Origin of the sequence: Bacillus swezeyi, assembly GCF_001969815.1 — a bacterium.
Taxonomy (GTDB): Bacteria; Bacillota; Bacilli; order Bacillales; family Bacillaceae; genus Bacillus; species Bacillus swezeyi.
Genome location: NZ_MRBK01000016.1, coordinates 1 through 13,284, shown reverse-complemented (window position 1 = coordinate 13,284; position 13,284 = coordinate 1). Strand labels below are relative to the sequence as shown.

The window sequence follows — 13,284 nt, the reverse complement described above, 5'->3', positions numbered from 1 at the left end:
CGTTCTTAAAATTGAAAAATCCAAGATTCTACAAATTGCTGTCGGCGTGGATAGCTCTTGCATTGTCGATCATGTGGCTGCTCTTTCTGGTGATGTCAAATGGGGTGTTTCTGTTGGAAGCCATCCTCTATTTCTTTGTGATTCTCGGTACATTGGGTTTTATTTTGCTGTTTTTCCCGTCGATGGCTGAGGATTTCGATCAGGCAATAGAAGCTTTTTTTTATACCGGTTTCGGTATAATGGCGTCGTTTCTGGCACTTGTCATCATTGTCATTGCTTTGATTTGCATTTCAAAAAAACATGGCGGCTGGCGGTTAAAAGGTCTGCTTATTGTTGGGGCTGTGCTTCAGCTCATCGTGTGGGACTTGTTCAGTTTCCTGACAGCTGCTTTATATCTGCTCGCAGCCTTTCTTCCCGGGGAAAACACGGAAGCCCTTGAGAAGCGGGCCGATGAATCAGTACAATAATGGATAAGGAGGGAATCAATATGCATCTATCCATTGTCACGGGGGCGTCAAAAGGCCTTGGTGCAGCGATCGTCAAAGGGCTTTTAGAGAAAGGCCATATTGTGCACGCTTTATCGAGAAGCAAGTCTGATATATCTCATGACCGGCTGACTCAGCATGCGGCTGATCTCTCACAGCCGGCCGAAACAGAAAAGTGGTTTCAGCAATTTGCCGATTCCATCAAAATCGCCGACTTTGCCTCCATCACCTTGTTCAACAACGCGGGAATGGTAACACCGATCAAACGCGCGGGTGAAGCTGAGCGGGAAGAGCTGAGAAAACACTATGACTTGAATTTGCTGGCGCCGGTTATCCTCAGCCAGCTGTTTACAAAATGGCTGGCGCCATATAAGGACAAAAAAACGATCGTTAACATTTCGTCGGGTGCGGCTAAAAATCCTTATAAAGGATGGAGCGCCTACTGCAGCTCAAAAGCGGGGCTTGATATGTTCACGAAAACTTTCGGCTATGAGCAGGAAGATGAGGAATATCCTGTGCGGATGATTTCGTTTTCCCCTGGGGTCATGGATACCGGCATGCAGGCTGTTATTCGCTCATCCTCGAAAAAAGATTTTCACGAAATTGAACGATTCAAAAACTATCAAACAGAAGGAAAGCTGAGAAGCGCGCCTTTCGTTGCAGGTGTGCTGCTTGATCTGCTTGAGACCCAGTTTGAAAACGGCAGAGTGTACGATATCAAAGAATTTTTGTGAGACATAAAAAAACAAGCACAAGGTTTAATCGTGCTTGTTTTTTCCTTTTAAAAGCTTGTTCACCGCCCATCTTTGATGTATGTGAAATAAGGCTGCTATCGTCTGCTGCTGGCCCATCTTTCATCACATATATAAAAATAGCCTTAACTCAGATTATACTGATGTTCATTATTTTTGAGCACATCCGACAACACACCCATCTCCGTTTCAATCCTCATTTCTTCAAGAGCTTCCCGTTTGAGACACTTTTCATGTATTTTCAATTCCCCCGCCTGGAAAAAAATACTTCCCTTTGATTGATCATCACAATGTAGTGTTTCCCTCCTTTTTGATTTCAAATGTGATCATCGACCATCACCTCAGATCCACATCGTATCAAATATCTGGATTTCGATGACAGGCTGTTTTACCGCCGGTCTGGGTGAAAAGCGAAATGATGAAAAATGATGTGTCAGATCAATTGAGATTTACGCGAAAATGTGTTAGGATGCTAAAAATATATAAAGGAGGGGTTTACATGAGAAACGTAACATTAATGGATGTATTCACCCATCCAATCGCACAAAAGTATTTAACACGTTCAGGCGTAGCCCATGCCGTAGCGTGTGCTTACCACGGATACAGCTTGGCGGTAAAAGCGGGAATCAATCCCGATATTGCAACGAAAGCGGCGTTGCTTCATGATATCGGCCACTATGAATGGTACACGGATGGGGAATGGGATTATGAAAAATACAAGCAAAATGATATTCATGCCATAAAAGGGGCGGAGCGCGCCCACAAGCTTCTGATTCGTCTTGGCGAGGACCCTAAAGCCGCAAAAGAAATCGCTTTGGCCATTCTGCTTCATACCGATTCATATCTGCCGGAAGGCGATTTGGATAAAAACAAGCTGCAGCGGATTGTCAAGAAAGCCGATGAACTTGATGAAGAGCCTGGCGGAAATCACCATTACCGCAAAATTGACCACAAACTCGCACTTGAAAAAATCAAACAGCTTGATCATATGGTTGATCATGCTTCGTTACCCATGAAACGAACGGTTTAATCTGACAAAGGGTTATACTCAAACTTTTTCCCTTTGTCATTTACATAAATGGAACGAATGATCGTTCTGTTAAATGGCGCGTTATCTGCTGTTTTTCCGGTGAGGTCGATCGTCACCGAATACATGCCTGCTTTTTGGAATGAAAGGCTGTTTTGCAGCGAATGGATGGATGCCCGTTTTATTTCTTTTTTCTCAACCTGCTTCCCGTCTTGATAACGGATTGACCGAACGGCCGCTTTTACCTTTGAAAGGCCTGACGTCTGGGCGTTAACTGCTTTTTCGATTTGCTGCTCGTGAGGGGAGTCAAACGTGACCACGAATAAAAATGCTTCTTTTTGTTTGACGGAAGATGAGATATTCCACTTGCCGGAAGCCGGATTCTTTACGACAGCGGAATGAACGTAGCCCCCTTCAAAAACGTCTCCTGTCGTTGACAGAGAAAAATCCTTGACCACTTTGCCGTGAGGATCTGTCAGCTTGATATTTCCCGAGGAATGATTGCTCAGCCAGTGAATGGTGATTTCTTTTACCCCTTTTTCGACTGCAAACTCTTCTTCTTTCTGCCCCTCATTGACCCCGCCTCTTATAAAAGGATAAGACCTATTTTCTTTTTTCAGTAATGTCGCTTCTGCATTTTGATCAATTTCCAATATAGACTGAAATACGGGAAAAGTTACGTTTCCTTTGATGATGGTGAAATGATCCCATCTGCCGGGATCGAGATTTGTAGCGTATGGAAGTCTGGCATTTTTTTCAGTGACGGCTCCGTCATTTTTGCCAAACATGTTTAAATAGACGCCTCCGAAAAACAAAACGCTCCCAAATCCTCCGATTTTATTGCCGGCAAGGGTAAAATAGCGGGTTTTCTGCCTGTTCGGATGGCTGTCGGTCAGTTCGCGGAATGATTTCATGTATCCCGTCTGCAAAGAATAAACAGCATCATTTTTCTGTCCTAAAATACCCGCAAGCCATCCGGCCCAGCTGCTGTATGCGAGGTCGGCCAGCTGTGAACCGTGGTGGGGGGTTCCTAGTGTAATGACGTGTTCGACATAACGGTATGCCTGATGATGGATAAGTGCAGATTGACTGTCAATCCCGCCTTTGCTGTAGGATATGAGAATGGCCTTGCGGCCGAAATGTTCATAAATCTCGCGCAGTTTGGCTGCCAGCAGTGCTCCGTTGTCATGCATGTTTTTATCGGGATGGAGGTCGATAAAAGCTGTTTCATAACCGCTTTTCCAGGCCTGTTCTGACATATCATTTTTATCAAACCATGCATTTGAAGAGCCGTTTAAGCCATGGACGAAAACAAGCGGCGGTTTTGCCTGATCAGGATGTTCGACAGGATCACCCGTAAACCAATACCCCGGATTGCCGCCCCCGCCTTTAAAACCCCCCGCGTTTGATCCCATAGGAAACAATAACAACAGAACAAGCACAGTCAGCGCCATTTTTTTCATAAGTATTCACCCCATGTTTTTTTGTTGCAAGCGTTTTCATAATATTTCCTTGAGGTGAATTTTATACCAGACGTCTGAAAAAAATTTAGAAAATCTTCATAAACAGGAGGAATATTTTGATGGAAGATCGGTAATCCGGCCTTCCAAAGGTCGAAGCATTTTATGCGTGCTGTTCTTTAAGGTGTGTTTGAAAGAACGTTTATGCAACCTCAAGCGTATGAGCTTGTGTAAAACCGATATGGCCGGTGTCGGCTGTTTGATACATAACGGCATCATGTCCCTTATTTTGCAGGGCGCGGTATATATATGGCACGACATCGTCTTGGTCCCCATCCATGATCAATATCGGAGGTGCTTCTCCATGGACGTCATGAATCGGACTTCAGCTCTTTATGTTTTTAAATCGCTCCGCCAATCAGCTTTGATTCCGGTGAATCATCGTCAAAAAGGACGGGTGTTGGCTCATGGAAAGCAGATCTGCGGTCCAAACTAATCGGCAACGGTCTGAACGCTGCTTGATATATTCCTGTAAGTGCTGTCTCCGCCAAACGCTTCGATTGACAATTTCGGGCCTGGTCAATCATTTTTTCAGCATGTGATAAGTGAAACTCTTTTCCGATTTGTCCGTAGATGTAATGAAAACAGTTGACAGACGAGAGTGCGAATAGTACTTTTTAGAGTAATGAACATACTGGGAGGAAACAAAGCTTGTTTAAATCAAAAACCCATTTTTGGACGCTGCAGATTTTATTGGTCCTTCTCATTATTTTTGTTTCGACAAAAGTGTCTTTTCTTTTTGAGCCGATTATCATATTCGCCTCGACTTTATTTACCCCGATTTTGATCGCGGGAATTTTGTTTTTTATTTTTAATCCAATCGTCCGGTTTCTCGAAAAAAAGCTGCCGCGAACACTGTCCATTCTGCTGATTTACTTAGCGTTTTTGGCGTTGATCGGGTTTGTTTTATCTTCTGTCGGACCGGTATTTACAAAACAGGTCAGCGACTTATTCAGCAGTATCCCTGATTATGTGAAGCAGATTCAGATTTTTATTAAGCAATTGTCCAATTCGCAGTGGTTCACTTGGATGATGAATCAGGATTTTGTGTCGGTATCAAAAATCGAAAACTCGATCGGCGAGTTCCTGACAAGCCTCCCTGAGAATATTACGGGAAGCTTGTCATCAGTGTTTGGCGTCGTCACCAATATCGCGCTGACTGCCGTTACGGTTCCATTCATCCTCTTCTACATGCTGAAAGACGGACACCGTTTTCCGAATTTGGCTGTGAAAATTCTCCCTGCCAGTTACAAAAACGAAGGGCTGAAGATTTTTAAAGACCTGTATGAAACGCTTGCAGCTTATATTCAAGGACAGCTGATCGTCTGTCTGTTTGTCGGGACGGCGTGTTTTATCGGCTTTTGGATCGCCGGTGTGAAATATGCGCTGATTCTCGGGCTGATTATCGCCGTGACGAACATTATTCCTTATGTCGGTCCGTTCCTCGGCGCGACTCCGGCCGTCATCATCGCTTTTCTCGACTCGCCGACAAAAGCCTTTATTGCGCTGATCATCGTTGTCGCCGTTCAGCAGACCGATGGAAATCTGCTGTCACCGCTTATTATCGGCAAGCGTCTGAACACGCATCCGCTGACGATTATTCTTTTATTGATCGGCGCCGGCAGCTTCGGAGGCATTCTCGGCATGATTCTTGCCGTTCCGGCCTATGCTTTGTTGAAAGCTTTTACGCTGAATATTATCCGGCTCGTCCGTTTACGGCAGCGGTATAAAAAAGAAGCGGCCAAGGAAGTGTGAATTTGTTTTTCTGAACGTTTTCTCCGCTCCCACATATCATGCAAATAAAATGGTAGGCGGAGGTGTGGAGATGCCAGCAATCGTTGGTCCGGTTTTTATTAGGGAAGTCGTTGATGACAGTGCTGCCTTTTTTGGAGATGTATTTGCCATTTCCCCAAAGTGCACGGATGCTACAGGAGGAGGGGCAGGCGCTTTTCTAACAGGCGACTTCGGACTTGTTCAAAACGGCAAAAACAAAACAAACTTCACAGATGCGGATGTGTTTGACGGGAATCAACTCTTTAACCTCTGACAGCCTCTTTCTAAAGAGGCTGTTTGTTTTTTATAGTATAATGGGAAAAAAGATGGATAAGGCAGGTGATCACATATGAAAATAAGGAAAGCCAACATTATGAATGGAGATCAAATGATCACTGATGTTTACCTTCATGAAAATAAAAGGCAGTTTCATACCCTTGTGGCTGTGCCGCAACTGGAATGGAGCATGCTGATCTCCTATGAAGAAGAAAAATCAGCGCTCATCAAAAAGCTGGATGCATCATTGGCAAATATGGCGGAAAAACAGGCCGCAGCTGAGCTTTCCCAAAAGATCGTGCAATGGGTGACCGAAATGTAGTCTGGCTTATGCTTGTTCACTTCATGGGCATACTGTATAAAAAAACGCAGCTGCAGGGCTGCAGCAACAAAGATAAAACTGGAGGGTCTGAATGTGAGCGACCAATCAATGGATCAATATTTACAGCAGGGGATGTACGGACCACGCGAAACAAAACCGGATGAGCGCCGTCTGTTTTTGGGCTCGTTAAGAGAAAGGGTGATTATCGCCCTGACAAAGGGACAAGTGCTGCGACCTCTAGTCTACAGTGAAGTCATCAAGGCGGTCGAATCGCATCCAAATGCCAAGCTGCTGTTAAACGGCGAGATCGAATACTCCCGTTATTCGGCCTACATCAAGGAGGCAAACAAGCGCGGAGTGTCTTTTTCCATCGTATCAGATCAGCAGACTGATACACCGCTTGGACTGGTTCTTGTAGCGAATGATGCGCTTGAGAAGGAATCGATTTATATTCAGGATGATATTTTTAAACGATCAGCATTGAAAAAAGGATGACACTGAAGCCCTGCATCCGGCTGTCTTCATGAAGAAGGCCGGATGCAGCTTTTGTTTTTTTCTGAAAAAGAACAAAGCCGCTCGCGGCGCGGCTTGCCAAGCATTTTCGGTTGATTCGGCCATTCACTTGTCTGTTTAGATGAGTTATAATGTTATCTATCATACAAAAGGCAGGGAGGGCGGCAATGCAAAAAGCTCTTATTTGTATAGACTACACGAACGATTTTGTTGCATCCGACGGCAGGCTGACGTGCGGCGAACCCGGCAGGAAAATTGAAGATGCCGTCGTGCAGCTTGCGGAAACGTTTATTAAAAATAAAGACTATGTTGTATTTGCAGTCGATGCGCATGATATCGACGATTCGTATCATCCGGAGACGCGATTGTTTCCCCCCCATAATGTGAAAGGTACATCAGGAAAAGCTTTATACGGAAAGCTCGAAACGCTTTATCAAGAACACGAACATAACAGCCATGTCTATTACATGGAAAAAACGAGGTACTCCGCTTTTGCCGGGACAAACCTTGAGTTGAAGCTTCGTGAAAGGGGTATTAAAGAGCTGCACTTGATTGGCGTTTGTACGGATATATGTGTGCTTCATACGGCAGTAGATGCTTATAATAAAGGGTTTGATCTTGTCATTCATCAAAATGCAGTGGCTAGTTTTAACCCGGACGGACACGACTGGGCTCTGTCTCATTTTGCAAACACCCTGGGAGCCTCAGTGTCAGATTGAGGAAGGAGAAATGAAGGTTGGAACACCGGTTTACAGACGACAGTTTATCACTACACACAGACCTATATCAGATTAACATGGCGGAAACCTATTGGCGCGATGGCATTGACCAAAATAAAGCCGTATTTGAGCTGTTTTTCAGAAAGCTCCCTTTTGACAGCGGATTTGCCGTTTTTGCCGGTTTGGAAAAAGCGATTGAATATTTGCGTGATTTCAGGTTTACTGAAAGCGATTTAACTTATTTAAAAGAAGAGCTTGGATTTAAAGATGATTTCCTCGCCTTTTTAAAAGATATGACATTTACAGGTTCGCTATATTCCATGCAGGAAGGCGAAATCGTGTTCGGAAATGAACCGATCATGCGAATCGAAGCTCCATTGGCTGAAGCGCAGCTGATAGAGACGGCTCTGCTCAACATTGTGAATTACCAAACATTAATCGCTACGAAAGCCGCAAGAATCAAAAGTGTGGTTGGAGATGAAACAGCGCTTGAATTCGGAACAAGGCGGGCGCATGAAATGGATGCCGCCATGTGGGGAGCCAGAGCGGCGATCATCGGCGGTTTTGACGCGACGAGCAATGTCCGTGCAGGCAAGCGCTTTGACATCCCAGTGTCAGGCACGCACGCCCATGCGCTGGTACAGGCATACCGTGATGAATACACGGCATTTAAAAAATATGCGGAAACCCATAAAAAATGTGTCTTTTTAGTCGATACATATGATACGGTCCGTTCAGGCATTCCCAATGCGATTAAAGTAGCCAAGGAATTCGCAGATCAAATTGAATTTTCAGGAATCCGCCTTGACAGCGGCGACCTTGCTTATTTGTCCAAGAAAGCCAGAGCCATGCTGGATGACGCGGGTTTTAAGGATACAAAAGTGGTCGCATCGAGTGATCTTGATGAGTATACGATTATGAACCTGAAAGCCCAAGGTGCGAAAATTGATGTCTGGGGCGTCGGGACTAAGCTGATTACCGCTTATGACCAGCCGGCGCTCGGAGCGGTTTACAAACTCGTTTCCATTGAAGAAAACGGAAAGATGACCGATACGATTAAAATTTCTTCAAATCCGGAAAAAGTGACAACCCCTGGCCTGAAAAAGGTGTACAGAATCATCAATCAGCTGAATCACCATTCAGAAGGAGATTATATCGCCTTAGACTACGAAAAGGTGAACGAGCAGGAGCGGCTGAAAATGTTTCATCCCGTTCATACATTTATCAGCAAATTTGTGACGAATTTCGATGCCAAAGATCTTCACAAATCGATCTTTGAAAAAGGCGAGCTCGTTTATGAAAATCCGTGCATTCAGGATATTAAGCTGTATGTCCAAGAAAACCTTAGTCTGCTTTGGGAAGAGTATAAACGGATCAGCAAGCCTGAAGAATACCCGGTCGATTTAAGCGAAGCATGCTGGAATAACAAAATGCAGCAGATTCATGAAGCAAAAATGAAGGCGAAAAAAGGTCTGGATCAAGGCTGACTCTGTAAACGATAGTTTTTAACATAACTGGGGATTGAAACAGATAATTTCTTCGGGGATTATCTGTTTTTCAATATAAAGTTTAATAAATGAGTGAAATTTCACATGACCGGCGGGATTCGCTCATTTATTTGCTATACTTAAGAACAAAGGCACCTCAGTCGCTAGGGGGAAGAGGAATGAGGGTATTTGTTGCCAGACAGCCAATATTTAATAAAAATGAACAAGTTGTCGCATATGAGCTTTTATACAGAGAAAGTGAAAAGAACTTCTTCTCTGGAATCGACGGAGACCAGGCGACAACAGAATTAATGATTAACAGCTTTTTAAATATAGGAATCGATAAATTAACAGAGGGCAAAAAATATTACGTCAATTTTACAGAGGGCCTTTTGGCATCAGGTTTGCCTACTTATTTTGATTCTGACCGGCTCGTTGTCGAAATTCTTGAAGATGTGCCGATCACCGCTGAATTGATACAAAGGTGCAGGGAATTGAAAAGGCTCGGCTATACGATTGCTCTTGATGATTTTTGTTTAAAACACCGGGCCAATCAAGACTTGCTTCATCAGCTTTTGGAATCCATCGATATTTTGAAGATCGATTTTTTCCAAACGACGCAGAAGGAAAGGCAGAGTATTTTGCGTTCATGCCGGGCTCACCGTTTGAAGTTTCTGGCTGAAAAAGTGGAGACGAGGAAAGAGTATGAACAGGCGGCCGCAGACGGATTTCATCTGTTTCAAGGCTATTTCTTCAGCGAACCGATCGTGATCCACGGCCGCGATATTACATATCATTTTCATGCCTATTATGAGCTGCTTCACGAGCTGAGCGAGGATCAGCCCGATATTCAAAATGTCACGAATATTATTGAACGGGATTTGTCGCTTTCTTACCAGCTGCTGAGGCTGCTGAACTCTCCCGCCAACCGGCCGCTACAAAAAATCAAAAGCATCCGCCAGGCGATCGTGCTGCTCGGGTTTAAAGAAATCAGAAGGTGGGTCTTCATTCTTTCTTTTAAAGATTTAACAAAGAAGCAAAACTCAAGCAAAAACGAAGTGGTGAAAATATCGCTGATCCGCGCGAAGCTTTGTGAATTGCTGGCGAAAAAAACAAACCGCTCCCAGCCGTCTTCCTATATGCTGACAGGAATGTTTTCATTTATTGATACGCTGCTGCACAAAGAACTGAAAGAGGTCATCAGTGAACTGCCGCTGACAGAAGAAGTGGGCCAGGCCTTGCTCGGCAAAGAGAACGACTATCTATACATTTTAAGGCTTGCGAAATCGATCGAACGAAATGAATGGGAAGACACAGCTGAATCGGAAGGCTTGACAAAAGAGGAAGCATATCAATGCTACCTTGAAGCCATAGAATGGTGTCATAAGCTTTTATAAACAAAAATTCCGGCTTTTCTCCGAGGAGATGCCGGAATTTTCTATGTCTCAAGACCAGCGCAGCATCAGAAATATCCTGCTGTGTGGATTGATGAGGATAATGCGGATGCCGTCAGGATTAAAGGATGCATCGAGCTGGCTGCGGACACCGGTTTGTCTTAATAATGTCATCACGGTATCCTTTTGGGAGCTTTGAGCGGCCATCATGATTTTGCGCGCCAAATCCCGGGAGGAAGAGAGCCGGTTTAAGATCAGCTGGCCGTCGGCCAAGAGGCTGTTGGCTTCTTTAGCCGAACGGAGAAACGCGTTCGTTTCGATCTCAGGATAAACTTGCCGGTATTGCAAACAATGGTACGGATGAATCCAAAAGCAGCATGGAGAAAACAAATTGAACACCTCTTTTTTGATTTTACGGGTCAAATTGCGGTTTTTGCGGTGTGAGGCGAAGGAATGGTTTTTTTTAGCTGCAATCGGTTTGTCGGTGTCTTGCGTTATTTTTCGGTGCTGAACCCGTGATTGCGTTCCGGAAAATCTTAAGTTTTTCTATTCGCTGTAAGCTGTTACTTTAGTTCTATGATCATAAAACGAACTGATTCCACCTCCAATCATTTTACACAAAGGGTTTTGAAGGAACTTAAAATTTGAAAATCAATAAAACAATCAAAAATTTTATGTTTCATTAGGATTTGAGTACTACTTCACAATCATGTAAAATAGGTTTTATGGTCTATTGAATATTTGCGGTGTAACGCATGAATATAGGTGCAACTTTTCGGTGAAAAAGAGACCAATTCGCTTTAAACTTGTATTAACAGATCAAATACCTATGACTCGTTCACTATACACAAATTGATTGATCTTCCAAAAGGAGTGTGGAATCGGTGAAAAAGCAACAAATTGAAGAATTAAAACAATTGCTTTGGCGGCTTGAAAATGAAATTAGAGAAACAAAGGACTCCTTACGCAAGATTAACAAAAGTATCGATCAATACGATAAATACACATATTTAAAAACCTCTTAAAAAGACTTGTTTGAGACAAGTCTTTTTTTTGTTGTCTTAAATCCAAAAAAAGGATAAATTATTATATGATTGTTAAATAAAAAATTTGCTCTGTCATTCATGAATTTGATTTAGTAAAATATTAAGAAAGGAGGGAGCACCATCTCTAAGCTTTTTTGTCTAGATCGTCATAAAATCAAGCAAAAAATGAATCATTTTATAGACGTTGAAGTTCAAAGCGGTGACTTAAATCAAACGCTGCGCTCTTTTCTAGATGCAAAGGACCATTTGCATTTCAGCGAGCTTGCTTTTTACCATTACTATAGTTTCGGCGGCACAGACACAAAGGCGGCGGAAATCCTTGGAGCCGGGATTGAGCTGCTGATCCTTTCTTTTGACATCTTCGATGATTTAGAGGACGAAGACAGCCTTGACGAGCCTTGGATGAAAATGAACCGCTCAGTCGCTCTGAATGCGGCTACGGCTCTATATACCCTGAGCATCAAAGTGATCAGTTCTGTTTCAAATGAGCCTTTGTTTTTACATAAGCTGATGGAATATACGCTTCAATCGATGCAGGGACAGCATGATGATCTGAGCAATCGGCCTGCAACTGAAGAAGAGTGCCTTGACATGATCAAACGCAAATCAGGCTCGCTGACGGCGCTCCCATGCGTTTTGGGAACGATGCTCGCCACGGGTGAATTCAATCCGGCGGTCGAAAGCTACGCCTGCCAGCTGGGAATTGCGTCACAAATCGAAAATGATTATAAAGCCCTTTTTTATGATTCAAAAAGCGATATTGCCAAAAAGAAGCGAACACTCGCATACTTGTATTTGACAAGAAAATTTAATCAAGCATCAATTGATTTGTTAAATATATTTGAAAATGAGGATAAAATTGCCGATATAGAAATAAAATGTTATAAAGAGAAATTAAAAGAAGCAGGCGTCACCCAGTATATGTATGTCATGAACCAGCTTGCTATTCAGAAATTTAAAAAGGGAGTTGCGGAGCTGGAATTGGGGGAAATGGAGAAGAGACGTTTAGTTGCTTCAATTTTAAATGAGTTTTAAAAGGAGAATATGATGCAGGAAATCGTTAGTTTTTTGGTTCAGCATCCAGAAGTATTAGAACAGGTTATTGCTGGGAAAGCGAGTCTTATAGGGATCGATCAAGATCAAGTTCTAAGTTTGATTGATGGTTTCAAAAAATTAGAAGCGTTTGGGAAAGGGCCGACTTATTGGATATATGAACGTTAAATTAGGAAGGTTTTTATGAAATTTTCATTAAAATTAGTAACTGGTCTACTTATATTATTCAGCCTTATTTATAGTTTTTATGTCACTTATCTGTTTTTTAATAATTTGTTTGTTGGTACTGAATTAAAATATAATTCTAATCAACAATTAGAAGTTACAGAAGTAACAAAAGACTCACCTGCCGACTATTCGGGGTTAAAAAAAGGTGACATTATCTATCGAATAAATGACGAGAAAATAACCGATAAGAATAGACCTGATGAGAATGAAGCTCTTTTTCATGTATATTCTTTAACGATTTTAAGAGACAGTAAATATATAGATATCATGACAAAAGATTACTTTATAAGCTATGATATCTTATTTGTTTACTTAATCCCAATGATTTTTTATTTGCTATGCTTGTTATGTATTTATATGATTTTAAAAGCAAAAAAAGCAAACAAATCAAAAAGCCTGTCATCATCATTTTTATTGACTGTTTTTTTATTGGATATTTCAATCGCATACATGAGTGCTGGCGGAGTATTAAGAGGTGATTTGTTAAGCAGATATATCAATTTGCTAACATTTATTTCAGTTCCAATATGCTATTTGCATTTTATATATCAATATTTCGAAGAAACTGGAAAGAGATTTTTTAGTAGTAAAGTGTTTATATTATATCTCTTACCAATAATCAATATAGTAATAGAATTGTTCAAGGAGCATTTGGAACTTATAAGAGATTCATTAGCAATGATCAATCT

At 42.4% G+C, this 13,284-nt stretch carries 18 protein-coding genes; 15 read left to right on the top strand and 3 right to left on the bottom strand.

Translation table 11 applies throughout. The annotated features are described in order from the left end of the window. Positions 1-11 precede the first annotated feature (11 nt). The 3 genes from BTA30_RS14575 to BTA30_RS14560 all read left to right on the top strand — a co-directional run bounded on the left by BTA30_RS14575 (position 12) and on the right by BTA30_RS14560 (position 2,267). A complete protein-coding gene (locus tag BTA30_RS14575) occupies positions 12-467 on the top strand; it encodes a hypothetical protein (RefSeq protein WP_076762042.1) in 456 nt (151 codons plus the stop codon). A 20-nt stretch (positions 468-487) separates the two neighbouring features. Further along, entirely contained in the window at positions 488-1,219 is a 732-nt protein-coding gene (locus BTA30_RS14570) for a (S)-benzoin forming benzil reductase (RefSeq protein ID WP_076762041.1), read from the top strand. A 517-nt stretch (positions 1,220-1,736) separates the two neighbouring features. After that, positions 1,737-2,267 carry an HD domain-containing protein gene (locus tag BTA30_RS14560; RefSeq protein WP_076762039.1) on the top strand — a complete coding sequence of 177 codons (531 nt, stop codon included), beginning with the start codon at positions 1,737-1,739 and terminating at the stop codon, positions 2,265-2,267. On the opposite strand, the gene BTA30_RS14555 is transcribed toward BTA30_RS14560, so the two are convergent. Together BTA30_RS14555 and BTA30_RS23180 are read right to left on the bottom strand one after the other, a co-directional pair. Further along, entirely contained in the window at positions 2,264-3,727 is a 1,464-nt protein-coding gene (locus BTA30_RS14555; RefSeq protein WP_076762038.1) for an esterase/lipase family protein, read from the bottom strand. The two genes, BTA30_RS14560 and BTA30_RS14555, sit on opposite strands and share 4 nt — an antisense overlap. A gap of 199 nt (positions 3,728-3,926) precedes the next feature. Then, positions 3,927-4,070 carry a hypothetical protein gene (locus BTA30_RS23180; RefSeq protein ID WP_158027634.1) on the bottom strand — a complete coding sequence of 48 codons (144 nt, stop codon included), beginning with the start codon at positions 4,068-4,070 and terminating at the stop codon, positions 3,927-3,929. Between the two features lie 18 nt (positions 4,071-4,088). On the opposite strand from BTA30_RS23180, the gene BTA30_RS24140 reads away from it, so the two are divergent. The 8 genes from BTA30_RS24140 to BTA30_RS14515 all read left to right on the top strand — a co-directional run bounded on the left by BTA30_RS24140 (position 4,089) and on the right by BTA30_RS14515 (position 10,271). After that, entirely contained in the window at positions 4,089-4,220 is a 132-nt protein-coding gene (locus BTA30_RS24140; RefSeq protein ID WP_275667305.1) for a hypothetical protein, read from the top strand. Between the two features lie 215 nt (positions 4,221-4,435). After that, positions 4,436-5,539 (top strand): AI-2E family transporter, encoded by a 1,104-nt coding sequence (locus tag BTA30_RS14550; protein ID WP_076762037.1) that lies wholly within the window; start codon positions 4,436-4,438, stop codon positions 5,537-5,539. A gap of 70 nt (positions 5,540-5,609) precedes the next feature. After that, positions 5,610-5,831: a spore germination protein gene (locus BTA30_RS14545; RefSeq protein ID WP_076762036.1), complete on the top strand. Its 222-nt coding sequence runs from the start codon at positions 5,610-5,612 to the stop codon at positions 5,829-5,831. Positions 5,832-5,906: 75 nt separating this feature from the next. Then, positions 5,907-6,155, top strand: a complete 249-nt coding sequence (locus BTA30_RS14540) for a YueH family protein (RefSeq protein WP_076762035.1) — start codon at positions 5,907-5,909, stop codon at positions 6,153-6,155. Between the two features lie 93 nt (positions 6,156-6,248). After that, a complete protein-coding gene (locus BTA30_RS14535; RefSeq protein WP_076762034.1) occupies positions 6,249-6,650 on the top strand; it encodes a YueI family protein in 402 nt (133 codons plus the stop codon). Between the two features lie 185 nt (positions 6,651-6,835). Beyond that, positions 6,836-7,387, top strand: coding sequence for a cysteine hydrolase family protein (locus BTA30_RS14525; protein ID WP_076762032.1), 552 nt, complete (start codon positions 6,836-6,838; stop codon positions 7,385-7,387). Positions 7,388-7,404: 17 nt separating this feature from the next. Beyond that, positions 7,405-8,874 (top strand): nicotinate phosphoribosyltransferase, encoded by a 1,470-nt coding sequence (locus BTA30_RS14520; protein WP_076762031.1) that lies wholly within the window; start codon positions 7,405-7,407, stop codon positions 8,872-8,874. 179 nt (positions 8,875-9,053) lie between these two features. After that, positions 9,054-10,271, top strand: coding sequence for an EAL and HDOD domain-containing protein (locus BTA30_RS14515; protein WP_076762030.1), 1,218 nt, complete (start codon positions 9,054-9,056; stop codon positions 10,269-10,271). 48 nt (positions 10,272-10,319) lie between these two features. Here the strand turns inward: BTA30_RS14515 and BTA30_RS14510 are convergent, their stop codons facing one another. After that, positions 10,320-10,667 carry a YuzC family spore coat inner layer protein gene (locus BTA30_RS14510; RefSeq protein WP_239693669.1) on the bottom strand — a complete coding sequence of 116 codons (348 nt, stop codon included), beginning with the start codon at positions 10,665-10,667 and terminating at the stop codon, positions 10,320-10,322. A gap of 485 nt (positions 10,668-11,152) precedes the next feature. On the opposite strand from BTA30_RS14510, the gene degQ reads away from it, so the two are divergent. From degQ to BTA30_RS14490, 4 genes are all read left to right on the top strand, one after another. Beyond that, positions 11,153-11,293, top strand: a complete 141-nt coding sequence (gene degQ / locus BTA30_RS14505) for a degradation enzyme regulation protein DegQ (protein WP_076762028.1) — start codon at positions 11,153-11,155, stop codon at positions 11,291-11,293. A gap of 186 nt (positions 11,294-11,479) precedes the next feature. Continuing rightward, positions 11,480-12,349: a polyprenyl synthetase family protein gene (locus BTA30_RS14500; protein WP_076762027.1), complete on the top strand. Its 870-nt coding sequence runs from the start codon at positions 11,480-11,482 to the stop codon at positions 12,347-12,349. A 12-nt stretch (positions 12,350-12,361) separates the two neighbouring features. Next, on the top strand, positions 12,362-12,535 hold the full coding sequence (comX, locus tag BTA30_RS14495; protein WP_076762026.1) for a competence pheromone ComX: 174 nt from the start codon (positions 12,362-12,364) through the stop codon (positions 12,533-12,535). A gap of 15 nt (positions 12,536-12,550) precedes the next feature. Then, on the top strand, positions 12,551-13,284 hold a 734-nt coding region (locus tag BTA30_RS14490), incomplete at its 3' end, for a PDZ domain-containing protein (RefSeq protein ID WP_142243713.1).

Excerpts from the sequence above, each read along its gene's own strand:
- comX (WP_076762026.1), top strand. The coding sequence starts at position 12,362 with ATGCAGGAAATCGTTAGTTTTTTGGTTCAGCATCCAGAAGTATTAGAA.
- BTA30_RS14555 (WP_076762038.1), bottom strand. The coding sequence starts at position 3,727 with ATGAAAAAAATGGCGCTGACTGTGCTTGTTCTGTTGTTATTGTTTCCT.
- BTA30_RS14500 (WP_076762027.1), top strand. The coding sequence starts at position 11,480 with ATGAATCATTTTATAGACGTTGAAGTTCAAAGCGGTGACTTAAATCAA.
- BTA30_RS24140 (WP_275667305.1), top strand. The coding sequence starts at position 4,089 with ATGGACGTCATGAATCGGACTTCAGCTCTTTATGTTTTTAAATCGCTC.
- BTA30_RS14525 (WP_076762032.1), top strand. The coding sequence starts at position 6,836 with ATGCAAAAAGCTCTTATTTGTATAGACTACACGAACGATTTTGTTGCA.
- BTA30_RS14540 (WP_076762035.1), top strand. The coding sequence starts at position 5,907 with ATGAAAATAAGGAAAGCCAACATTATGAATGGAGATCAAATGATCACT.
- BTA30_RS14560 (WP_076762039.1), top strand. The coding sequence starts at position 1,737 with ATGAGAAACGTAACATTAATGGATGTATTCACCCATCCAATCGCACAA.
- BTA30_RS14545 (WP_076762036.1), top strand. The coding sequence starts at position 5,610 with ATGCCAGCAATCGTTGGTCCGGTTTTTATTAGGGAAGTCGTTGATGAC.
- BTA30_RS14570 (WP_076762041.1), top strand. The coding sequence starts at position 488 with ATGCATCTATCCATTGTCACGGGGGCGTCAAAAGGCCTTGGTGCAGCG.
- BTA30_RS14515 (WP_076762030.1), top strand. The coding sequence starts at position 9,054 with ATGAGGGTATTTGTTGCCAGACAGCCAATATTTAATAAAAATGAACAA.